This is a genomic window from Streptomyces melanogenes, from assembly GCF_014649795.1.
Classification (GTDB): domain Bacteria; phylum Actinomycetota; class Actinomycetes; order Streptomycetales; family Streptomycetaceae; genus Streptomyces; species Streptomyces noboritoensis.
The window spans coordinates 23562-46973 of the sequence record NZ_BMTS01000038.1 but is presented as its reverse complement, the minus strand read 5'-3'; the positions used below and the strand labels follow the sequence as shown (position 1 = coordinate 46973).

Below are 23412 nucleotides of genomic sequence, written 5' to 3'. Positions count from 1 at the left end.
TCGATCTCCCGCACCCGCACACGCTCGGCCATCCCACCATTCTGACCGCCAACTGCCACCCAGCAGACCCATGTTGGGGCAAACGTCACCTGATGCGGCACTAGCATCGGTGCTGTTTGCGCATCAGAGCAGCGGTCCCTGCAGGCACCGCTCGATGGCCAAAAGCTCCTCCTGGCGGCCCCGAACCCCAGCGCAGGTGTCGGCTCAAGGATCGCCGAGGCCACCCGGCACCCGCCGGGACCACGGCCGCGCCTGTTCCAGTTGGCCCGCCAGCCGGAACAGGGTGGCCTCGGCGCCGGTGCGGCCCAGGAAGTGGACGCCGATCGGCAGGCCCGCGCTGGACCACCACAGCGGAACGGACATGGCCGGGGCGCCGGTGATGTTGGCGACCACGGCGGGAAAGGCCACGAACGGCGCACTGGCACGTGCGGCGCGCCACGGGTCCTCCTCGGTCGAGGTCATCTCGCCCAGGGCGAGCGGCGGTTGGGCCAGCGTCGGGGTGAGCCAGGCGTCGTACCGGGTGAGGAAGCGGGCGACGGTACGGGCGAAGGACTGCAAGGTGGTGACCGCCAGCAGGTAGTCGCCACCGGTGACCCGCAGGCCGCGCCGCCAGAAGGCGCGGGTGTAGGGCTCCAGTTCCTCCGGCCGTGGTCCGCGGCCGAGTTCACGGCTCCAGTAGCCGACGATCCACGCCATCGCCGCGCCGTACACCGTCCCGATGGCCCCGCCCACCTCGTCGGTGAGGCCGGGCAGGTCCTCCTCGGTCAGGTCGTGGCCCAGGTCCTCGCACAGCCGGACGGCGTCGTGCAGGGCGGCGGCGCAGTCGGAGTGGACGGGGTGGCCGCCGGCGTTCAGGCTGTAGGCGATCCGCAGTCGGCCGGGGCGCGGTCCACCTCCTGCCGGAAAGGACCTTCCGTCGGCGGGGCGGGGTAGGGATCGCCGGGCGCCGGGCCCGCGACGGCGTCCAGCAGGGCGGCGGAGTCCCGGACGGTCCGGGTGAGGGCGTGTTCGGCGGCCCAGCCTCCGAAGGCGTCGCCGTAGGCCGGGCCGAGCGGGACGCGGGCGCGGCTGGGTTTGAGGCCGAACAGGCCGCAGCAGGAGGCGGGGAACCGGATGGAGCCGCCCGCGTCGTTGGCGTGGGCGGCCGGGACCATCCGCGCGGCGACCGCCGCGGCCGAGCCACCGGAGGAACCACCGGTGGTGCGGGTCGGATCCCATGGGTTGCGGGTGGGCCCGTGCAGCAGCGGCTCGCACGTGGGACTCATCCCGAACTCGGGCGTGTTGGTCTTGCCCAGCAGCACCAGCCCGGCGGCGCGCAGCCGCCGCACGAGGTCCTGGTCCTGGCGCGAGACGTGCGCGCGCAGAAAGGCCGAGCCCTCGGTGAAGCGCACGCCGTGCTGCTCGGTGGCGAGGTCCTTGAGCAGATACGGGACACCGGTGAAGGGTCCCTCGGGCAGTCCCGCGCGAACCTGGTCCAGGGCTTGCTCGAAGGTGGGGGTGATCACGGCGTTGATACGCGGGTTCAGACGCTCGATATGGGTGAGGGCGGCGGTGAGGAGTTCCTCGGCGCTCAGTTGGCCGCTGCGGACCAGCTCCGCCTGCCCGGTGGCGTCCAGCGCGGTGACGTGGGCAATGTCGGAGGGGGCGAGGGTGGTCATGGCCGTGCCTCCAGGATGATGTTGACCGGTGCGCTCTCCTGGGCGATGCGCCGGATACGGGTGAGGCCGCCCGCTGCCAGGACGTCGCGCAGCCGGGCCTCGCCGGCCATCGCGCCGAGTGCGGCGGCTCCCGGCTGGGCCAGCGAGGAGGGGGTGCACACCAGCGTGGAGATGGCGTAGCCGACGCGGGCGTACGGGTTGGCGAAGTCGTCCTCGAAGCGGTCGGCGGCCAACGGCTCGATGACCAGCACGGCGCCCTCGTCCGCCAGGGCGGCACGGGCGTGCGCCACGGCGGCTTCCGGGTCGCCCATGTCGTGCAGGGAGTCGGTGAAGGTGACCAGGTCGTAGCCCTGGCCGGGGTAGGTGGTGGCGTCGGCCACCTCGAAGGCGACCCGGCCGTCGAGCCCGGCCTTCGCGGCGGCCGCCCGGGCGTGCGCGACGGAGTCGTCGTCGGGGTCGAAGCCGGTCACCACGCTGTTCGGCCACCGCTGGCCGACCAGGATCGAGGAGAGGCCGTAACCGCAGCCCACGTCGGCGACGCGCGCGCCGGCTTCGAGTTTGGCCACGATGCCGTCCACGGCCGGGATCCACTCCGCGATCAACCCGTGCACGTAGGCGGGGCGGCTGAACCTCTCCTGGGCGGCGCCGAGCGCGGGGTGGTGGTCGCCCCAGCCCATGCCGCCGCCACTGCGGAAGAACTCCTCGACGCGGTCGAGATCCGCCCACAGGGCCTGGAAGCCGGGGAAGACCCCGATCAGGGAGGTGGGTGCCGTCTCGTCGGCGAGGACGGCGGCGTACTCGTCGCTGAGGGCGAAGCGGTCGGTGCCCGGGTCGTAGCCGAGGTATCCGGCAACGGCGACACCGCGCAGCCACTCCCGCACGTACCGCTCCACAAGACCGGTACGGGCGGCGAGCTCGGCCGAGGTGAGCGGTCCGGCCCCGGCCAGGGCGCCGAACAGCCCGAGCCGGTCGCCGAGCACGACGAGCGGGGCGGTGCAGCTGACGCCGAGTTCCGTGAAGACCTTGCCCATGGCCTCTTCGAGCCGGTCGTTGTCCAAGGCTGCCATCTCGATCACCTCTTACGGAGTGCTGATGTCCTTCAGCCGGTGTCGTTCAGCTGATGTCCTTCAGGCGTGAGAAGGCGTCTCACAACCGGTGAGAAGTGGTCTCGCGGCCTCGCGGCGGAACGGCCGCGTCACACCTGCCAGTGCACCCGCTGCTCCGGCCGGTAGGCGCACACCCGCCCGGTGGTGACCGACGCGGCGAGGTGGCGGCCGAGGTCGGGGTGCTCGTCCGCGATGTGGCGCAGCGCGTCGCGGATCCGGGCGGTGACCGTGCTGCGGGCCCGCTCCCCCGCGTCGCCCAGTCGGCGTCGGCGGCCGGCGAGCCCGTAGGTGCGGCGCAGTTCGGCGATCAGGGCGTCGCGTTCGTCCTCGGCGCGGGCCAGGCCGGTGGGATCGTCCTGGTCACGGGCCCGCGCGATCTCCTGGTCGAGGTGGTCCAGGCGGGTCCGGTAGGCGGCGCGGGCCTGTTCGTCGGCGACCTCGTCGCTGCCGGGCGGCGGCGCCTCGTCACCGGTCAGCAGCCGGGTGGCGGTGACCTCCTGGCCGGGGCAGGACAGCAGCAGGGCCAGGTCGTGCAGGCCCTTGGCGTCCTTCAGGACCACTGTGCGGCCGGCGTAGCCGAGCGTCCACAGCCGGCCCTCGCGACGGAAGACATGGCTGTCGTCCGCCTGGACGAGGGCGGCCCTGGCCCGTTCGCACAGCCAGTCGAGGCCTTGTTCCCCGGCCAGGGTGAGCGCCTGGGAGAGCAGCCGGCGGCCGCGTTCACCCCCGGGGTCGCGCGCCAGCAGGACGCGGCCGAGTTCGAGGCGGGCGCGGGTCGCGACGGGCCGGACGCCGAGGCGGTCGGCTGCGGCCAGCGCGTCTTCGAGGTGTGCGGCGGCCGCGGGTCCGGTGGCTGCCAGCCCCAGGTAGAACGACACGGGGGCCAGGACGGCGACACCGCCGCCGATCACGATGGTCTCCCGCGCGTACGGCAGCAGCCGTCGGTAGCGGTCCGCGCACACCTGCGGCACGGCGGCCGCGACCGCGACCTCCACGTCGAGCGCCATGCCCGCCAGTGCCCGCCAGCGGAAGCGCGACACCTCCTCGGCCGCCGGCAGGGCCCGCAGGACGGCGGCCGCCGCGTCCGGCCTGCCGGCGGCCAGGTAGGCGAAGCAGTGCCCCAGCGGCAGGAACTCGGGCGGCAGCCCGGCGTCACCGCCCTCCTCGATCGCCGCCGACACCCCGCCGGGTCCCTCGCGGGCCAGCGCCACGACAATCCGCTGACTCGCGGCCACCGCGAGGCCGTCCGGCTCGCCGATCGCCCTGGCCAGCTCCACCGCCTCGTCCGACAGCCGCCCGCCCTCCTCGTACCGCCCCCGCATCAGTGCCCACGCGGCCTCGCGGGAGCGGACGAGGTAGCGCGGGCGGGGCAGCCGGGACCGTTCGGCCACCTCGGCCGCCCGGCGCAGCGCGGTCGCGGCGGCGGGGTCGGCGAGTTCCAGCAGTGCCACGTACCGGCACAGGGCTCCCTCGAACTCCAGGGCCGCGTCGTCGGCCGCGGCTGCCGCCGTCGCCATCCCGTCGGCCAGGGCCAGCCGCCGCGACGCGGTCCCCGGCCCCCATTCGACGTCGTGCTGGGCGAAGAGCGCGGTCGCCTCGGCCCTCGGGTCACCGGCCGCCCGGGCTGCGCTGCTCGCTTCCTGGGCGAGCGTACGAGCCCGGTGTACGTCCCCTTCCGGCCCGTCCGCCAGCTCGCGGGCGAGCGCGGCGAGCACCTCGGCCCGCAGGGCGCCGGCCGGAGCCTCGCGCAGGGCGGCCGCCGCCCGCTCCAGGTGCCCGATCACCGCACGCCGCGAGCCACCGGTCACCACTCCGGCCCGGTGCAGCCCCAGCGCCGCGGCCGCCAGGAGGTCCGGCGGTGCCCCGGCATCGTCGGCGACCTCGGCGAACCCCCGCGCGGCCGGTTCGCGCAGCCCGGCGCTCAGCTCGGCCCCGGCCAGCGCGGTCCGCAGCCGCAGCCGCCCGGGCTCTTGCGGGGCGCAGAGCCGCACGGCCTGCCGCCACTGCCGGGCGGCCTCCTCGTACGCCAGCCGGGCCATCGCCTCCTCGGCCGCCCGTACCGCGTGGTCGATCGCGGGCTGCCTCGGCCCGTACGGCAGCGCCTGCCCGTAGTGCCAGGCCAGCTCGGCGGGCCGGGCGGTGCCTTCCAGCACCTCGGCGACGGCGAGGTGGGTCCGCGCGCGCCGGGCCGGATCGAGCCCCGCCACCAGCTCCTCCCGGAAGAGGTCGTGGACGAACCGGTAGCCCACCGGGCCGTCCTGGACGACGATCCGCGCCTCCACGGCGGGCCCAAGCAGCCCCGGGACCTTGGTGGCAGGTATTTCCGCGACGGCGGCCAGCTGGGAGGTGGGGAAGGTACGGCCGAGCACGGCGGCGGTGCTCAGCAGATGAGCCGTACGGTCCGGCAGCCGGGCGAGACGGCGGGCCACGGTCCTGCCGATGGCGACGGGGACCGTACCGGTGTCTCCGCCCGCGGCCCGCAGCCGGGCGATCTGCTGCACGAAGAAGGGGTTGCCCCCGGTGCGCCGGTGCACGGCGGCGGCCTGTTCCTGGTCGACGGCCGCCTCCGTCCCGGCCGGCTCACCGCACCGGCCCAGCAGCTCGGCCACCTCCACCGGCGCGAGGCCGCCGAGCTCGATGGCCTCGGTGTCCGGCAGGGCGCGCAGCGGGTGATCGTCGGCGAGGTCCACGTCGCGGTAGGTGCCCACGAGCAGCAGGGGCTCGTGGCGGGCCCGGCGGCCCAGGTGGCCGAGCAGCAGCACCGAGGAGGTGTCCGCCCACTGCAGATCGTCCAGCACCGCGACGAGCGGTCGGCCCTCCGCCAGCAGCAGTCCCGCGATCTCGTCGAACAGGGCGAGCCGCGAATCCTCGCCACCGACCGCGTTCCCCGGGCCCGCGGCGAGCGGCTCCGCGCGCCCGGTCACCGTGCGGAGGATCTGCTGCCAGGGCCACAGACCGGACGCGATGCCCCCGTCCTCGCAACCGCCCCAGGCGGCCGTCACACCGAGGCTCCGCGCGTACCGTACGACCTCGGCGGCGAGCGCGGTCTTTCCGATACCGGGCTCCCCGGCCAGCAGCACCAGCCCGCCGCGTCCCGCCGCGGCCGCGTCCACCGCACGGCACAGCGACCTCAGCAGCGCGGCCCTGCCGACCAGGGGCGACTCGACTGGCGAACCCACAAGGGCATTGTCCTCCCGACCGGTGCGCGAGGTGTGCCGAATGTCCACTATTGGCCGACCGTGTCACGAACCGGTCGGCGGCCGGGCGCTGACGGCCGCGCCCTGCCGGGTCTCAGCTTGACTCTGTCGGGGATCTTGGAATTTCCCGGTGCGGCAGCATGGTCAACGGGCATGCTCGGGTCGTTCCGCCGACCGACGCAGCTGTCGAGGTGCCCGTTGTCCCTTCGCCCCCGTTCCGGTGAGCAAGTCCCGCCTCTGACTGCGCAGGTTGCGCGGGCGAGCAACCCGGGCGGTACGACGGCGATATGGGTGCGTGACCGGCTGGATGGGCTGTGGTGCGACGAGGACTTCGCCGACTGGTACCCGCGGGATGGGCGGCCGGGTCTCTCGCCTGCTCAGCTGGCCACCGTCTGTGTGCTGCAGTTCCTGCTCGGCCTGTCGGACCGGCAGGCCGCCGAGGCGGTCCGCTGCCGCATCGACTTCAAGTACGCGATGGCCATGGAGCTGGACGATCCCGGTTTCCATCACAGCGTGCTGGCCGACTTCCGCGACCGTCTTGCTGAAGACGGCCGTGCTGACCGGCTCCTCGACCTCGCGCTGGCCCGTCTCAAGGAGGCCGGACTAGTGCGTGAGCGCACCACGCAGCGCACCGATTCCACCCACGTCCTGGCCGCGGTGCGTGACCTGACCCGCCTGGAGCTGATCACCGAAGCGGTCCGCGCCGCACTCGAAGAAGTCGCCGGCACGTCCCCTCATCTGCTCGACGAGCTGGTCGATGAGGACTGGGGGCTCCGCTACGGCCGACCGGTCCGCCTGGGCAAGAACCCCACCAGACCCAAGACCAGGATCCTCGCTACGGGAAACGACGCCGTCCGGCTCCTGGAACACCTCCACCGGCACGGAGCAGACCGCACGCCCGGCCCTCGTATCCAGGCCCTGCGCCAGATCGTGGTGCAGAACTACCACCGTGACGCCGCCGGACACCTGCGCTGGCGCACCGCCGAGACGGAAGAAGGCGGGCCCGGACTGCCGCCCTCGTCCCGGGCGATCTTCTCTCCCTACGACACCTCGGCCCGCTACGCACGGCACGACCACATCATCAGCTGGAAGGGGTTCGCCGCTCATCTGACCGAGACCTGTGCTCCCGACGGCCCCAACGTGATCACGGACGTGGCCATCACCGCGGCCACCACCCACGACAGCCAGGTCCTGCCCGGCATCCACACCCGCCTGGCGCGTCGCGGCCTGCTGCCCGCCGAGCACCTGGTCGACGCCGGCTACACCTCCCTGCCCCACCTGGAACAAGCCAGCCGTGAACACCAGGTCACCGTCTCCGGGCCGCTCCGCACCAACCCCACCCGCCAGCACCGCCGGAACGAGGGCTTCGCCCGGGATGACTTCCACACCGACTACGACCGTCAGCAGGTCACCTGCCCGCAGGGCCAGGTCAGCGCAGGCTGGCACGGCCCCTACCCGACCTCCTCGCCCACCGCGGCCCCGCTGATCGTGGCACGGTTCACCAAGAGCCAGTGTCGCCCCTGCCCGGCTCGCGCCCAGTGCACCACCACCGCCGACAACGCCCGCACCGTGGGCTTTCCCCCACGAGAACTCCGCGACCTGCAACTCCGCATCCGGGCCGCGCAGCAGACACCCGCGTGGAGGGCACGCTACGCGGTCCGCTCCGGAGTGGAGGGCACGGTCAACGAGTTCGCCCATGGACACGGCATGCGGCGCTGCCGCTACCGAGGACAGGGCAAGGTCCACATCCAGCACGTCCTGACGGCCATCGCCGTCAACATCGAGCGCCTCGGCGGGCTGTCACCAGCTGAGGAATCCCCCACGCCCCGCCGACCGACTACCTTCCAGAACTACCTCGGCCAGCGCGAGGTTCCTCGCCCGAAGTCCTGGCGAACCCTGGGCAGCTGACCTCGACGCCTCCAAGATCCCCGGCAGAGTCAAGCTCAGACCGTCACCGACCCCACGACCCTCAGGTCCCCGAGCGAGCGCCCTGCGTGCACCGCGTACTCCCCAGGCACCGTGGTCCAGGCCCCGGCCGCCTCGTCCCAGATCTCGAAGGCCCGCGCCTGCAGCGGCACCGACACCTCCACACTCTCGCCCGGCACTGCGCTCACCCCCGCGTACCCGGCCAGCCAGCGCTTCGGCCGCTCCACGGTGTCGGCGACCGGTGCCAGATACACCTGGACGACCTCGCGCCCGGCCCGCGCACCCGAGTTGCGCAGCCGCACCCGTGCCGTACGCCTCTCGACGGTGACGGACTCGTAGGTCCAGTCCGTGTAGCCGAGCCCGTGGCCGAAGGAGTACGCGGGTGCCGTGCCGGCCTTGTCCCAGGCGCGGTAGCCGATGAACAGGCCCTCTCGGTAGTCGAGTGCACCGTCGGTCGGGGTGACCTCCGTGACCGGCGCGTCCTCGAACACCACCGGCCACGTCGTGGGCAGCCGACCGCCCGGCTCCTCGACACCGAGCAACACCTCGGCGAGCGCGCTGCCGCCCTCCTGTCCCGGGAACCAGCTGAGCAGCACCGCGGCGACATCCTCGCGCCACGGCATCTCGACCGGGGAGCCGGCGTTGACGACGACGACGGTGCGCGGGTTGACCGCGGCCACCTTGCGCACTAGTTCGTCCTGGCGGCCCGGCAGCTTCAGGTCGCTCCGGTCGAAGCCCTCGGACTCGATCTTCTCGGTGGTGGCGACCACGACGACGGCCACCTCGGCCGCACGTGCCGCCTCGACGGCCTCGGCGATCAACTCGTCCGGGTCGCGCTGGGGTTCGCCGTGCGCGAGGGCGAAGCCCACGTTCTGGATCTGGGCCTCGGGGAACTTGTGCACGGTGTACGTCAGTGAGACCTCGACCGGCTGTCCGGCGACGAGCTCGACCTGGCCGCGCTCGACCGGCGGCGCGAAGAACGCCTCGAACGGGTCAGTGCTCTCGATGCCCTGTTCTCCGGCGAAGAGCGAGGTGCCGTCCACGACCAGCTCGAAGCCGCCGATCCCCTTCGTACCGAAGGAGTGCGCTCCGCTCTCGCGCGGTGTGAAAGTGCCCCGCGCCTCGACCGAATACAGGTTCTCGTACGTGACGCCTTCGGGCAGATCGCCGCCCATCCACTGGACCTGGCCGCCGGGCAGGCTGTCCTCGCCGATCACTTTGCCGTGGTCGTCCCGGCATACGGCCCGCAGGGTGAACCCCTTGCCGGCGACGCCCATTTCGCCACTCGGGTCGGTGCCGACGCTGTACGTCAGCTCGGCGCCGGGCAGCGCCTCGGCGAGTCCGTCGAGCGGTGCGACGATCCGCTCCGAGAAGACCTGCGCGCTGCCGCCGCCCAGGATGCGGGCATCGCGGCCGGCGAGACCGATCAGGGCGATACCCCGGATCCGCTCGGGATCGATCGGGAGCACGGCGTCCTCGTTGCGGACGAGGACGAAGGAGCGCCGGGCGATCTCCCGGGCGAGCGCCAGGCCGTCGATCTCAGCGGGCGGTTCGGCCACCGCGGGCTCGGCACCCTCCAGGATGCCGACACGGGCGGCGAGCCGCAGCACCCTGCGTACGGCGTCGTCCACGACGGACTCCTCGACGCGCCCGTCCCGGACGGCGGCGGCGAGCGCCGGGCCGTACACACCGCGCGGTCCCGGCATCGCGACGTCGAGGCCGCCGGTGATCGCACCGACGGTGTCCCTGGCGGCCATCCAGTCGGAGACGATGTAGCCGTCGAAGCCCCACTCGCCGCGCAGCACCTCGTTCTGCAGATAGCGGTGCTCGCTCATGGTCGTGCCGTTGACCTGGTTGTAGGCGCACATGATGCCCCAGGGGTGGGCGTTCTCGACGATGGCCTCGAATGGCGCGAGGTACAGCTCCCGCAGCGGGCGGGACGCGACGAGGTTGTTCACGGTGAAGCGGTCGGTCTCGGCGTCGTTGGCGACGAAGTGCTTGACCGTCGTGCCGACTCCACCGGACTGCACACCCCGTACGTAGGCGGCGCCAATCTCACCGGTAAGGAACGGGTCCTCGCTGTACGCCTCGAAGTGCCGGCCGCCGAGCGGCGAACGCTGCAGATTGACCGTAGGCGCGAGCACCACATGCACACCCTTGCGGCGGGCCTCCTGGGCGATCAGCACACCGGCCCGCTCGGCCAGTTCCGGGTCCCAGGCGGCCGCGAGCGCGGTCGGCGAGGGCAGCGCGACCGACGGGTCGTCGGCGGTCCAGCGCACTCCGCGCACACCGATCGGGCCGTCCGACATGACCAGCGACTTCAGGCCGATCTGAGGCAGCGCGGGCAGCGACCACATGTCCTGGCCGAGCAGCAGCGCGGCCTTGGCGTCGAGGTCGAGTTTGCCGAGCGCCGTCTCCACGACGGCCTCGTGCGCGGCGTTGGTCGTGTGCGTGGTCATGCTGAACTCCCTTGAGGTGGAGGAACGGTGAGGCAGGTCCGAGGTGCGGAGCGGGCCCGGGATACGGAGCAGCTACGGGGGGAGTCAACGGACACCCTTGATCCGGGTGACCGAGAGCGCGCCCACACCGAGGACGAGGCTGCGGCTCCCTTCTTTGCCGTCCGGGTCGACCTGGCCGATGCGCAGCGCCATGGTCACAACCACCGGCGTCAGCAGTGCGCCGAACAGACCGGACTGGGCGAGGGTGAGCCGTGGGGTGCGGCCACGCGGGATGGTGGCCACGGGGACGTCGGCCATGGACGCGCCGGCCTGCGGCGCGGGCGGCGCCGTGTGGCCGAGTGCCCGGGTCACGACGAGCTTCACCCCGGGGCGCGCCGGGCCTTCAGCGGCCAGGACGGCGGGCCGATCCGTGTGGTGACGTCCGGGCCGCGCCGAAGGGACGACCACGGTGTAGAGGAAATTCGGCCAGGTGAGGGCGTTCGCCACGACGTCGAACCGCTCCCGCATGTGCTGGGCGAGCACCGCCGCGTCCACGAAGTCGCCGGTCTCCGACCTCCACGGCCGCCGGGTGGAGCGTCCACTCCACCAGACGCCCGGGCCGGACCTCGCAGCGCTGGATGTCGGTGATCCGCACCAGGGACCCTCCCATCGCACGCCCGGCACAGGGGACGAGACGCACAGGACATCGAGCGGGCGGGCACCTCTCGACGACACGCCTGGACCAACGATCGGAAGATCCGAAGGCAACGCGGGCGAAGCCGGCGGCTCACGCGTACCGGCGCCCCCCGGTTCACTCGACGCCAAGGAGCCGGCGCCGGTCCTCGGGACGGGACTGGAAATCCGCGCAGTCCGCCCGGTGGACGATGCGGCCCTTGCTCATCACGGCCACGTCCCGGGCGACGGAGAGGGCGAGTTGCAGGTTCTGCTCGACGAGCACCACCGCCATGCCCTCCGTGCTCACTTCGCGGATCACCTCACCCACCTGGGCCACGATGACCGGGGCCAGCCCGTCGGACGGCTCGTCGAGCAGGAGGAGGCGGGGGTTGCCCAGCAGGGCCCGGGCGATCGCGAGCATCTGCTGCTCACCGCCGGAGAGCTGGTCGCCCCGGTGGCCGAGGCGCTCGCCCAGTCTCGGCAGCAGCGTGAGGACGCGCTCCCGGGTCCAGGGGCCTGCGGTGGGGCGGCGGGTGGCGATCGCCAGGTGCTCCGCCACGGTGAGCGGTGTGAACACCCGCCGCCCCTGAGGTACGAGGCCCACTCCGGCCCGGGCGATGGTGTCGATCCGCGCGCCGGCGATCTCCTGGCCGTCGAGCGTCACACTCCCCTCGTACGGCCGGAGGAATCCCGCGATCGTCGAGATGAGCGTGGTCTTGCCGACGCCGTTGCGGCCGAGGACGGCGACGATCCCGCCCTCGTCGACGTCGAGGTCGACCCCGTGGAGAACGGCACCGCCGACGTAACCGGAGCGCAGCGCGCGAATGCTGAGGAACGGGTTCACCGCGTGACCTCCATGGTGCCCAGATAGGCGGCTTGCACCTCGGGCGAGGCCCGCACCTCGGCCGGGGAGCCGGTCGTCAGGTGTCTGCCGAGGTGCATGACCGTGACGACGTTCGCGAGTTCGAACACCATGTCGAGATCGTGCTCGATGAGCAGGACGGTCACCTCGCCGGGCAGCGCGGCGACCACCTCGGTCAGGCGCGCCGTCTCCACCGGTGACATGCCCGCGGCGGGCTCGTCGAGCAGCAGCAGCCGGGGTTCGGTGGCCAGCGCCACGGCGACTTCGAGCTGGCGCCGTTCGCCGTGCGAGAGCTCGGCCGCCGGGGTGTCGTGCCGCGACGGCAGGCCCACCTGGTCGAGCAAGGCGTGGGCCCGCGCGAGCGCGGTGCGCCGGGAGCGCAGCGGACGCCCGATCCCGAGCCCGGACCCGGCCCGCCGGACCACCGCGAGCAGGACGTTCTCCAGCGCGGTTTCCCGCATGAACAGGCTGGAGTGCTGGAACGTCGTGGCGATACCGAGCCCCACCCTGCGGTTCACGGGCAGGCGGGTCACGTCCCGCCCGTCCAGGAGCAGCGATCCCGCGGTGGCGGGAAGGGTCCCGGAGATCAGGGAGAAGAGCGTCGACTTGCCCGCGCCGTTGGGGCCGATGACGGCGTGCCGCGTGCCGGCCCGGACGGCGAGGGAGACGGCGTCCACCGCCTTGAAGGAGCCGAAGTCGCGGGACACCCCGCGCAGTTCGAGCAGATCGAGGGGTTCGAGGAGGTCGGGGTCGATCATGCTGTCCTCTTCCGGCTCGGCCATGCGACGGACCGCAGGCCTCGTGGTACGCGTATGCCGGTCAGGCCCCGGGGCAGGGTGTAGACGGCGGTAACGAAGAGCGCTCCGAGCAGCAGCTTGCCGTGGCCGTCGACGACTTCGAGGTTGCCGAGGTAGTCGCGGGTGAGCCAGACGAGCGCGGCCCCGGCGCAGGCTCCCCAGATCCGGCCGGAGCCGCCGATGACGGCGGCCAGCAGCGCCAGTGCGGCGATCTCGAAGCCGGCGTCGCCCGGGGAGACGAACCGCTGGACCGAGACCCACAGCGCCCCCGCCGCACCGGCCAGGGCGCCCGCACCGCCGTAGACGGTGAGGGCGTACCGCCGGGTCGGGTAGCCGATCGCCCGCATGCGGTCCTCGTTGTCGCGGATGCCGCGCAGCGCGAGGGCGAACGGTGTCCCGGCCAGATGGGCGACCATCGCGAAGAGCACCAGGAACACGGCCAGTACGTAGAAGTAGACCAGTCCGTCGAGCTCCAGTGCGGGCATGCCCGGCAGCGGCACGACCGGAGGGATGCCGGACATCCCGTCGGTGCCGTTGGTCAGCGACTTCCAGTTGACCGCGGCGCTGTAGACGATCTCGCCGATGGCCAGCGTCAGCATCAGGAACACCACACCGCGGGCCCGGACGGCCAGCCATCCCGTCGCCGTCGCGACGAGCGCGGAGACCGCGGCGGCGGCGAGGAGCTGGACCACTCCGACATCGGTCAGCTTCCTCGCCACGATCGCCGCCGTATAGGCACCGACCCCGAAGTAGGCCGACTGGCCGAGCGTCGCCAGCCCGGTCAGCCCGGTCAGCAGGTTCACGCTCATGGCGAGCAGGGCGAGCACCAGGATCCGCGACAGCGTGCCGACGGCGTAGGAACCGAGGACGAACGGGGCCAGCGCGAGGCCCGCCAGGACCATGACCGCGGGCACCCGCCGTGCGGCTGATCCGGCCCGGGCCGCCGTGCCGATGTCCGTACCACTGTTGGGGCTCATGTCCGCACCGCCGAAGGAAGCAGGCCGCGCGGCCGTACGACGAGTACCGCCAGCATCGTGCCGAAGAGCAGGAACGGGGCGTACTCCGGGAGCAGCGCCACGCCGAGCGTCTGCACCTGGCCGATGAGCAGCGCGCCGACGAGCGCACCGCGCACCGACCCCAGGCCGCCGACGACCACCACGACGAGCGAGAGCACGAGCACCGTCTCGTCGACTCCTGGCCCGGGGCCGAGGATCGGCGCTCCGAGGACTCCGCCGAGGGCCGCCAGGGCGGCTCCGAACGCGAAGACCCCGTAGAGCACCTTGCGCGTGTCGACGCCCAGCGCGCGGACCATGTCGCGGTCGGCGACCGCGGCCCTCACCAGCGCGCCCAGCGAGCTGCGCTCGAACACCAGGTACACCAGGGCCGCGGCGGCGAGGGCGACGCCGATGAACACCAGCCGGTAGATCGGATAGGTGTGCCCGAGGAGGTCGGCCGACCCGCGCAGCGCGGTCGGCGGGTCCGTGGGCAGCACCTCGCCGCCGAAGGACGCGGCCAGCAGATCGGCCGCGATAAAGGTGATGCCGAGGGTGAGCACGGCCTGGTCCAGATGGCCGCGCCGGGCCAGCGGCTGGGTGAGCAGCGTCAGCGCCGCGCCGCCCAGCGTGCCGGCCGCCACGCCCGCCACCAGCGCGAGGAGCAGTGCCCACAGACTGCCGTCGGAGAGTGCGTACGCGACGTAGGCACCGGCCAGGTAGAGCGTGCCGTGGGCGAGGTTGAGCACGTCCATCAGGCCGAAGACCAGGGACAGGCCGACAGCGAGCGTGAACAGGAGCAGCCCGAAGGCAACCCCGTCGACGACGCTGACGAGGTGGGAGTCCAGCCATCCACCCATGTCAGCCGCCCAGCCTGACGAGTTCCGAGGTGAGGGAGTTGGCGCCCTGCTTGACCTCGCGCAGATACCAGGGCTGGACGGGCGTACCGTCGCTGTTGAAGTGCCAGGTGCCGCGCGGGCTGTCGATGTCGCCCACCTTGGCGAGGGCGTCGTTGACACTCTGCGGGGTCACCTTCGAGCCGGCCGCCGCGATCGCCTTGTCCAGCACCTGGGCCGCGTCGTACGACGCCATCGCGTAGGTGGTCGGGGCCGCACCGTAGGCGGAGCGGTAGGCCGGGGCGAACGCCTTGTTGGCCGCGTTGCCCAGGTCGGCGCTGTAGTTCATCGAGGTGCGGATGCCGTCGGCGGCGTCCCCCTGCCCCTTCAGCACACCCCCTTCGGTGAGGAAGCCGGGCGCGTAGAGCGGGATCTTCCCCGCAAGACCGAAGTCCCGGTACTGCTTGACGAAGTCGACGGCCGCGCCGCCCGCGTAGAAGCAGAAGACCGCCTTCGCACCGGACTTCTCGATCTGCGCCAGGTAGGGCTGGAAGTTCTTGGTCTGCGGGAACGGTGTGTAGACCTCCGCTGCGGCGGTCTTGCCTCCGGCGGGCAGGAAGGTGGACTTGAAGCCCTCTATCTCGTCCTTGCCCGCCTGGTAGCCCGCACCGATCAGGAAGACCGGGCCCTGGGCCTTCGCCGCCACGTACTTGCCCAGGGCCTTGCCCGGCTCGTCGTTGACGTACGAGGTGCGCCAGATGTAGTGGGTCCCGGTCAGTGTCGTCGGCGAGGCGTTGGAGCCGACGAGCGGGACCTTGCTGCTCTCGAACAGGTCCTTGACCCCGTTGATGGTGGCCGAGCTGACCACGCCGCTCACGACCAGCACGCGGTCCTGCTTGACCAGCTTCAGGGCCGCCGCCTTGCCGGACTCGGCGCTCTCCCCCTCGTCCGCGACGACGATCTTCACTTCGCGGCCGCCGAGCCTGCCGCCGTGCTGCTTGGCGTAGAGCTCGAACCCGTTCTTCATGTCGTCGCCGAGCGCCTTGTAGATACCCGACCGGGGAACGAGGAGCCCGATCTTCACGGGCCCCTCGCCCGTGTCGCCGCCGTCGGCCTTGAGGCTGCCACCGCCGCACGCGGCGGTGGCCAGCAACAGGCCCGTGGTGAGGGCTATGAGACCGACGGGACGACGAAACCGACCTGCCATGGTGACTCCGTAGATAGTGAGACGGCCCTGGCAGGGCCGGTTGGTGCCGATGGGGTGCTACGTCCTGCTGAGCGGACCGCTACCGGGTCGCGGAAGCGCGCAGCCGGCTCCAGTAGCCGGCGATGTCGCTGACGGCGCCGGTGACCGAGTCGAGGCTCATCGTGGTGCGGGTGCTGCGGTCGTACGGGGCCCAGGCGGGCATGGGGTGGTGGTTGGGGTCACCGGTGCGGATGAAGGAGATCCAGGACTGGTGCATGGTCGCGGAGAGACCGTCGCGGATCCTCGGGTTGAGGCCCGCCAGGAAGGGGGCCTGCGTCCACTTGTCGAAGTTGTTGAACACGAACGGCAGCTCCAGGCAGTGCGCGGCGCCCAGTTGACCCTCGTGTGCGGGCGTGGGGAGGTCGAACTGGTAGGTCCAGGCCGGCCGGCCGCGGCCCGCCCGGCGCTCGGCGAGGGCCAGGGCAGGCATCCGGAACAGGTCGTCGGTGATCAGGTCCATGAGGACGTCCACCGGCCGGGCGCCCGGCCGGGCCTCCTCGTAGGCGGTGTAGGCCGCGGCCGCCCGGCTGCCGAAGCTGTCCCGCGCCCGGGCGAGCACCTGGTCCTTGGTGGCCGCGGTGTACGACCCGTTGAGCGCGAAGGCGAAGTTGGCCTCCTCCCTGGTCCAGCCGAGCAGGACGTCCATATCCCCGCCCGCACCGTCCACCAACAGGTCGGCAGGGTTGCGTGTCAGGGTCACACCGTCAAGCACCGGCAGGAACGGGGTGGACCAGTAGCCCCACTGCGCGGTGCGGCCGAACATGCCGACGGTGGCCCCGATCAGCTTCGACCAGTCCAACGCCCGCAGCTCCGTGACGTCCTTCGCACCGAGGATGTCCAGGTAGGTCTGGGTGCGCTGGAGGGACTCGGCGCGGGTGGGGATCTGCAGACCGAGCGGCGGGCTCTCCAGGATGGCGCGCTTGAACAGCGGGCGGCCCTTGGAGCGGGCGCCCGCGAGCGACGCCACCGAGAACGCGCCGCCCGACTGGCCGGCCACGGTGACCTGGTCCGGGTCGCCGCCGAACGCGGCGATGTTCTCCCGCACCCACCGCAGCGCGGCGAGCTGGTCGGTGAGCCAGAAGTTCCCCCCGGCGCCGTCCTCGCCGAAGTAAAGGTATCCCAGCGGGCCGAGGCGGTAGTTGATGGTCACGACCACGAGGTCGCCGTTGCGTGCGAAGGTCTCGCCCGAGTAGTTGGGCAGCGAGCCGGACCCGGAGATGAAGCCGCCGCCGTGGATCCACACCATCACCGGCCGCCTGGCGTCGTCGGCGCCCGGCGTCCAGACGTTGAGGGTGAGGCAGTCCTCGTCGAAGGGCGGCGAGCCGTGCGTGCCCAGGACCTGGTCGCCCCCTTCCCGGTAGAGCTGGGGCGCGCTCGGACCGAACGCGACCGCGTCCCGTACTCCCGACCAGCCCGGGTACGGCTGGGCCGGCTGCCACCGCAGTGCGCCGACCGGGGGCGCGGCGTACGGCACGCCCTTGAACACGGTGAGGCCGCCCTCCACGGTGCCTCGCAGCGCGCCCGCGGGCGCCTGGACCACGGGCGAGGAACCGGCCGCCGGTGCGTCGGCGCGGGCCGACTGCCCGCCCGCGATGCCGGAGAGCAGCATGCCGCCGGCGAGGATTCCACCGGCCTTGAGGACATCGCGCCGCAATGGACTGTCTGTCATGTCGTGTCTCCTTGAGTGGGGGTCCTGAGCCGGTCGACGGCCGGTGATTCCGGGCGTCGGGGGATTCCGGCCGGTGGTGCTTCCGGCGGGCCGTGATCGCGGTCGGCGGTGGTCCCGGCCGGCCGTGAGAGTGCGGTGGTCCGTACTGCCGTGCCGCGGCGCCTACTTCGGTGCCACGCTCCACGCGAGGTCGGGGAGGTAGCTCGGGGCCGCGGTGAGGCCGGTCAGCTTCTTGCCGTTGAAGGCGTACATCCCGTCCATCCGCATCACCGAGACGAACCACGCCTGGTCGACGACGTAGCGCATGGCCTCCTGGTACCGGGAGGGCTGCTCCGCCGGGGCCGAAGCCGCCGCGGCCTCCAGCATGCGGGCAAGTTTGGGGTCCGAGGAGGCGAACGGGTTGAAGGCGGTGGCGTGCGGCAGCATCCAGTCCAGCGAGAGCGGGTAGCTGGACGCGCCGCCGTAGCCGAATCCCAGGGCGGGGTACTTCTTGGACGTGGCGCTCGCGAGCCACTGGCCGACGCTGGTGTCGGTGGTGAGGTCGACGGCGACGCCGATCTGCTTCCACTGCTGGACCACCGCCTGGGTGACGAGGTCGATGCCGAAGAAGCCCTGGGTCTCCATCTTCAGGGAGAAGCCGTTCGGGTATCCCGCGTCGGCGAGGAGGTTCTTCGCCTTGGCCGGGTCGTAGGGGTAGTGGTTGTCGTAGTCCTCCGCGAAACCGTCCAGACCCGGCAGAGATATCTGGTCGGTGGCGTGGCCGTGGTGCTGGACGATGGCCTTGGTGATGGCCTCGCGGTCCACGGCGTAGTTGAGGGCCTGGCGGACGCGGAGGTCCTTCAGGGGGTCGGCCAGCGTGCCGCCGCGGTCGGCGAGGTTGACGCCCAGGAACAGGTTGGGCGTCCCGACGACGCTGAGGCCGCCGGACTTGGCCGTGTCGAACTGGTTGGCGGTGATGGCCATGGCATCGGCCTGCCCCGCCTTGACCGCCTGGAGCGCGGAGTTCGGGTTGGCGATGACCTTGATGACCACCTTCTTCCAGTGGATCTTCGTCTTGTCCCAGTAGAGGGGGTTGGGGAGGTAGGTGTAGTGATCGCCGGTGGCGGTATGCGCGGTGTCCAGGACGTAGGGGCCCGCGCCGAAGGACCGGGTGCCCATCTCGGCGGGGCTGGCCAGGCCCTTGGGGCTGATCACCGAGCCGGCAAGGAGCACCTGGGTGAGGAGCTCGGGCAGGCTGGGGTGAGGGCTGGAGCAGTGGATCCGCACGGTGAGCGGGCCGGTCGGGGTGACCGACGCGATCGCCGATGTCCAGGAGACGTTGAGGCCGTTCTTACGGGTGTAGTTGAGCGAGGCCGCCACCGCCTTCGCGTCCAGGGCGGTGCCGTCCGCGAACTTGAGGCCGCTGCGCAGGGTGAACTCGAACTCGGTGTTGCCGGTGCCGACATAGCCCCACTTGGTGGCGAGGCCCGCGCTGGGCGCACCGCTCGGCTCCTGCCGCAGGACGGTGTCGTAGGTGAGGTTGACGAACCAGTTGTCCGAGCCGACGTTGGCCTTCGCCGGGTCGAGGCTCGCGGGGGCACCGGGGGTGACGACGGTCAGGGTGCCACCCTGGCCGCCTCCCCCCGCGGACGACGATCCCGATCCGCTGCTGCACGCGGTGGCCGACAGGGCCAGCGCCGTCAGTGCCGCGAGGCCGCAGGTCATTCTCTTGGTGAGCGAGGTTGTGGACATGGGCGCTTTCCCTAGGTGTGGAGCCCGCGGACGCGGGCTGGTTCGCCTGAGCGGTGGCAGGCGACCGCTCGGCCGCCTTCGGGCTGCTTCTCTCCTCGGCTCGGCAGCGGCAGCAGGGCCGGCCGCTCGCGGTGGCAGATGTCGATGGCGTACGGGCAGCGGTGGGCGAAGACGCAGCCCTCGTCGGCGGGCGGGTTCGTGGTCTTCGGGGCCGCCTGGGCGGCCCTGCGGGCGCGCTGGGCGCGCGGGTCGGGTGCGGGCACGGCGTCGAGCAGCGCCTCGGTGTACGGATGGACGGGGTCGGCGTACACCACCTGGGCCGGTCCGCTCTCCATGACCCGGCCCCGGTAGAGGACGACGACGCGGTCCGAGAGGTGCCGCACGACGGGCAGGTCGTGGGCGATGAAGAGGTAGCTGAGGGAGAGTTCCCGCTGGAGCCGTGCCAGCAGGTTCATCACCTGGGCCTGGATCGACAGGTCCAGGGCGCTGACCGGTTCGTCGCAGATGACGAGGCTGGGCTCCAGCATGAGGGCGCGGGCGATGGCGATCCGCTGGCGCTGCCCGCCGGAGAACTGCCCGGGGTAGCGGCCGGCGGTGTCGGCGGGCATGCCGACCCGCTCCAGCATCTCGGCGATGTGCGCGTCGGTCTCGCGCCGGTCGAGCCTGCGGTGCACCAGCAGCGGTTCGGCCAGGGTCTGTCCGATGGTGCGGGCCGGGTTGAGGGAGGAGTACGGGTCCTGGAAGACGACCTGGAGACGGGCGCTCAGTCCGCGCCGGGTACGGGGCCCGGCACGGGTGACGTCGATGCCCTCGAAGCGGACCCGGCCCGAGTGGACGGGGGTGAGGCCGAGCACGGCGCGGCCGATGGTGGACTTGCCGGAGCCCGACTCTCCGACGAGTCCGACCGTCTCCCCCGGCGCGATGTCCAGGCTGACGCCGTCGACGGCGCGCAGGGGCGAGGTGCGGTGGCCCTGGCCGAACTCGACGGTCAGGTCCTTGATGTCGAGGAGGGGCTGGCGGGTCATGGGCGGGTGCCTTCCAGGAGGAGCCGCGGGGAATGGACGCACCGGGTGAGCCGGTCCGGGGCTGGTTCGGTCAGGGGCACCGGCCGCGTCGTACAGCTCTCGTCGGCCAGGTCGCAGCGGGCGGCGAAGCGGCAGCCGAGCGGCCAGTCGCGGGGAGCGGGCACGGTCCCCGCGATGGTCGGCAGGGGCTCGCCCTCGGCCGCCAGATGCGGGTTGGCCGCGAGCAGGCCCGCCGTATAGGGGTGGAGCGGCCGGGTGAACATCTGCTCCACGTCCGCCTGCTCCACGACCTGGCCGGCGTACATCACCACGGATCGGTGGCACAGGTCGGCCACCACGCCCCAGTCGTGGGTGACGAGGAGCACCGCCATGCCCGTCTCGGCCTGGAGGGTGTGCAGGAGCGCGAGGATCTCGGCCTGGACCGTGACGTCGAGCGCGGTCGTCGGCTCGTCCGCGATCAGCAGTTTCGGCTCGCCGGCGAGCGCCAGGGCGATCGCCACGCGCTGGGCCATACCGCCGGAAAGCTGGTGCGGATAGCGCCTGGCGACGCCCTCGGGGTCGGGAATGTTGACCATGCTGAGGAGTTCGGTCACCCGGGCGCGTGCGGTGCGGCGGTCGCACCGCCGGTGGCGCCGAACCGCTTCGGCCAGTTGGCGCCCCACTGCGAAGGCCGGGTCGAGGGCGACCATGGGCTCCTGGGACACGTAGGCGATGCCTGTGCCCCGTACCCCGGCGAGCGCGTCGGCCGAGCCGACGAGGTCGGTCCCGTCGAAGAGCACCTGACCGCCGGTGATCTGGCCGCCGCCCGGCACGAGGCCGAGGATCCCGAGCGAGGTCACCGACTTGCCGCAGCCCGACTCACCGACCATGCCGACGGTTTCGCCCGCGCTGATGTCGAAGCTCACCCCCTGCACGACCGGGATGCCGCCGATCGCGATCGACAGGTTCCGCACCGACAGCAGGGCGGTGTCGTCCGGTACGTCCGCCGGTGGCGCGGCCACGGCGTCCGACACTTCCAAGGCGAAGGCGTCCGGCGCGTCCGCCTGCTCGGTGGGAGAGGCGGCGGCAGCGGGCGGTGCGGCGCCCGCTGCCGCCAGCTTGGACACCGACCAGCCCTCGACGGCCGCGTCGCGGACCGCGTCCCCGAGCAGCGCGAGGGCTGTCACGGTGAGGACCAGCGGGACACCCGTGGGGACGAGCATCCAGGGTGCGCGGTCGATGGCCTGGGAGGCATCGGCCACCAGACCGCCCCAGGACGGGTTGGGGGGCTGGGCGCCCAGGCCCAGGAAGCCGAGGCCCGCCTGGACGGTGACGACGATCGCGGCGAACAGGGCGGCCTGCACGATGACCGTGCTGATCAGCCGCGGCAGGATGTGCCGCCGCAGGATCTGCGCGCGGGTCAGTCCGGCTACCTTCGCGGCCGCTACGTACAACTCCTCGCGGATTCCCAGGGTTTGGGAGCGCAGGATACGGATGATCCCGGGACTGCCGAGCGCACCGAAAGTGATCATCGCGGCGTGCAGATTGCCAGGGAACACGGACAGCACGACCAGCACGATGACGATGCCGGGCAGGGCGAAGAGCAGGTCGGCGGTCCTGACGGTCAGCCAGTCCACCCAGCCGCCCAGGAATCCGGAGGCCAGGCCCGCGGTGACGCCGATGAGGAGGAAGACCACCAGGGCTTCGCCGACCGCCAGGAGGGTGGAGCGGCCGCCGAAGAGCACCCGGCTGAGCAGATCGCGTCCCAGGTTGTCGGTGCCGAGCAGGTGGTCGGAGGTGGGTCCGGCCAGTACGTGGCCCAGGTCCTGGTCGAGCGGGCCGTACCGGGTGATCAGGAGCGCCGCGAGGGTGGCCGCGGTCAGCAGCGCCAGCCAGCAGAGGGAGACCGCGCCGGCCGGGCGCCGCAGCACCCGGCGTATCAGAGGGGGCCGCCGCGGAGCCTTCCCGGGCTCCGCCGTGCGGGGCCGTTTCGTCGCCGTGAGCAGGTTCATGCGGCACGCACCCGGGGGTCGAGGCGGTTGTAGGCCATGTCCACCAGGAGGTTGACGAGCACGACGAGGACCGTGATGTACAGGACGGCTCCTTGGATGACGGGGATGTCGTGCTGGACGGTCGCCTGCTGGGTGAGGCTGCCGAGCCCCGGCATGGCGAACACCGTCTCCACGAACACGGCGGCGGCGAGGAGGCTCACGAGGACGACGCCCAGGACGGTCACCACCGGAACGGCGGCGTTGCGCAGCACGTGCCGGTAGAGGATCGACCGCCGGGAGAAGCCGTTGGCCTGCATGACCCGGATGAAGTCCCGGCCGAAGGTGTCCAGTACGCAGTCGCGGGTCTGCTTGGCGATGACGGCGACGGCGCTCAGCGACAGGGAGATGACCGGAAGGACCAGGGAGCGCGCCCACTCGGCCGGGTCGTCGGCGAAGGGCACATAGCCGGTCACCGGGAACCAGCGCAGTTTCACGGCCCCGACGGCGATCAGCACGAGGGCGAACCAGAACGCCGGAACCGCGAGGCCGAGCAGGGACAGGAGGTCGACCGCCCTGGTCAGCAGGCCGCCGCGGCGGGCGCTGAGCAGGCCCAGGGCCACGCCCAGGATGCCGGAGACCACGGTGCCGGCGACGATCAGGGACAAGGAGACGGGGAGCCGGTCGTTCAGCGTCTTCGTCACCGCCTCCCCGCTGAACAGCGAGGCCCCGAGGTCGCCGTGGAGGACCCCCACGAGCCAGTCCCAGTACTGGACCGGCAGCGGATCGTCCAGGCCCAACTGGACACGTACGGCCTCGTATTGCTCGACCGTGACGTGCTGGCCGACGATCGTGCGGGCGGGGTCTCCGGGGACCAGGGAGACCAGAACGAAGGTCAGGGCCGAGACCAGGAACAGCAGCGGTGCCGACGACAACAGACGTCTGACCGCGAGTCGGAAGATTGCCATGCTCACCTCGTCGGGAGTCGTGCAACTCAAACGGTGAACTCGTGGAGTGGGGGTGCGCGCCGGGCGGGCTCGCCGCGAGGGGCGGCCGGGCGGCGGACTGCGCGAGCGCTGTGGCCGGGCCGTGCGACGGGTTCGCGCAACGGCCGGGCCTGGAGCCGCGCTCCACGTGGGAGGCGGCGGGTGGACGGCTTCTCCACCTACCGCGGAGGCTATAGCCGTTTTTTGGCCACCGCCATAATTAATCGATAAACGTTCTGTAACTAGTGACGTCCGATCACCTCCGGCCCAGTCCCCTGCCCGACGCCCGGGCAACCCCTTC

General features: G+C 72.2%; 14 protein-coding genes and 2 pseudogenes. 1 reads left to right on the top strand and 15 read right to left on the bottom strand.

All coding sequences use genetic code 11. The features are described 5' to 3' along the window. Positions 1-204: 204 nt before the first annotated feature. The 3 genes and pseudogenes from IE252_RS39505 to IE252_RS39495 all read right to left on the bottom strand — a co-directional run bounded on the left by IE252_RS39505 (position 205) and on the right by IE252_RS39495 (position 5943). A pseudogene (locus IE252_RS39505) lies at positions 205-1658 on the bottom strand (amidase). After that, complete coding sequence (locus IE252_RS39500; RefSeq protein ID WP_190094334.1) at positions 1655-2725, bottom strand: class I SAM-dependent methyltransferase; 1071 nt, start codon at positions 2723-2725, stop codon at positions 1655-1657. Before IE252_RS39500 ends, IE252_RS39505 begins: the two are co-directional and overlap by 4 nt. Before the next feature lie 128 nt (positions 2726-2853). Beyond that, on the bottom strand, positions 2854-5943 hold the full coding sequence (locus IE252_RS39495; protein ID WP_190094333.1) for an ATP-binding protein: 3090 nt from the start codon (positions 5941-5943) through the stop codon (positions 2854-2856). 309 nt (positions 5944-6252) lie between these two features. Here IE252_RS39495 and IE252_RS39490 point away from each other — a divergent pair, with 309 nt between their 5' ends. Next, positions 6253-7869, top strand: coding sequence for an IS1182 family transposase (locus tag IE252_RS39490; protein ID WP_229849105.1), 1617 nt, complete (start codon positions 6253-6255; stop codon positions 7867-7869). A gap of 35 nt (positions 7870-7904) precedes the next feature. On the opposite strand, the gene IE252_RS39485 is transcribed toward IE252_RS39490, so the two are convergent. From IE252_RS39485 to IE252_RS39440, 12 genes and pseudogenes are all read right to left on the bottom strand, one after another. Further along, positions 7905-10346 (bottom strand): beta-glucosidase, encoded by a 2442-nt coding sequence (locus tag IE252_RS39485; RefSeq protein WP_190094331.1) that lies wholly within the window; start codon positions 10344-10346, stop codon positions 7905-7907. A 438-nt stretch (positions 10347-10784) separates the two neighbouring features. Then, positions 10785-10980 (bottom strand): annotated as a pseudogene (locus IE252_RS39480) (condensation domain-containing protein); the annotation flags it as partial. 156 nt (positions 10981-11136) lie between these two features. Then, entirely contained in the window at positions 11137-11844 is a 708-nt protein-coding gene (locus IE252_RS39475; RefSeq protein WP_229849104.1) for an ABC transporter ATP-binding protein, read from the bottom strand. Further along, complete coding sequence (locus IE252_RS43695; protein ID WP_229849103.1) at positions 11841-12644, bottom strand: ABC transporter ATP-binding protein; 804 nt, start codon at positions 12642-12644, stop codon at positions 11841-11843. The genes IE252_RS39475 and IE252_RS43695 overlap by 4 nt, the downstream gene beginning before the upstream one ends. Continuing rightward, positions 12617-13636: a branched-chain amino acid ABC transporter permease gene (locus tag IE252_RS43690; RefSeq protein ID WP_229849102.1), complete on the bottom strand. Its 1020-nt coding sequence runs from the start codon at positions 13634-13636 to the stop codon at positions 12617-12619. Before IE252_RS43690 ends, IE252_RS43695 begins: the two co-directional genes overlap by 28 nt. Beyond that, positions 13633-14511, bottom strand: a complete 879-nt coding sequence (locus IE252_RS43685) for a branched-chain amino acid ABC transporter permease (protein ID WP_229849101.1) — start codon at positions 14509-14511, stop codon at positions 13633-13635. Before IE252_RS43685 ends, IE252_RS43690 begins: the two co-directional genes overlap by 4 nt. A 1-nt stretch (position 14512) precedes the next feature. Further along, entirely contained in the window at positions 14513-15694 is a 1182-nt protein-coding gene (locus IE252_RS39465) for an ABC transporter substrate-binding protein (protein ID WP_190094330.1), read from the bottom strand. Between the two features lie 79 nt (positions 15695-15773). Further along, positions 15774-17402 (bottom strand): carboxylesterase/lipase family protein, encoded by a 1629-nt coding sequence (locus tag IE252_RS39460; RefSeq protein WP_190094329.1) that lies wholly within the window; start codon positions 17400-17402, stop codon positions 15774-15776. A 162-nt stretch (positions 17403-17564) separates the two neighbouring features. Further along, the gene (locus IE252_RS39455; protein WP_190094328.1) at positions 17565-19133 is read right to left on the bottom strand and encodes an ABC transporter substrate-binding protein; all 1569 of its coding nucleotides are present in this window, start codon (positions 19131-19133) and stop codon (positions 17565-17567) included. Positions 19134-19144: 11 nt separating this feature from the next. Further along, positions 19145-20158, bottom strand: coding sequence for an ABC transporter ATP-binding protein (locus tag IE252_RS39450; protein WP_190094327.1), 1014 nt, complete (start codon positions 20156-20158; stop codon positions 19145-19147). Further along, positions 20155-22149 (bottom strand): dipeptide/oligopeptide/nickel ABC transporter permease/ATP-binding protein, encoded by a 1995-nt coding sequence (locus IE252_RS39445; RefSeq protein WP_190094326.1) that lies wholly within the window; start codon positions 22147-22149, stop codon positions 20155-20157. The genes IE252_RS39450 and IE252_RS39445 overlap by 4 nt, the downstream gene beginning before the upstream one ends. Beyond that, a complete protein-coding gene (locus IE252_RS39440; RefSeq protein WP_190094325.1) occupies positions 22146-23093 on the bottom strand; it encodes an ABC transporter permease in 948 nt (315 codons plus the stop codon). The genes IE252_RS39445 and IE252_RS39440 overlap by 4 nt, the downstream gene beginning before the upstream one ends. Between the last annotated feature and the right edge of the window lie 319 nt (positions 23094-23412).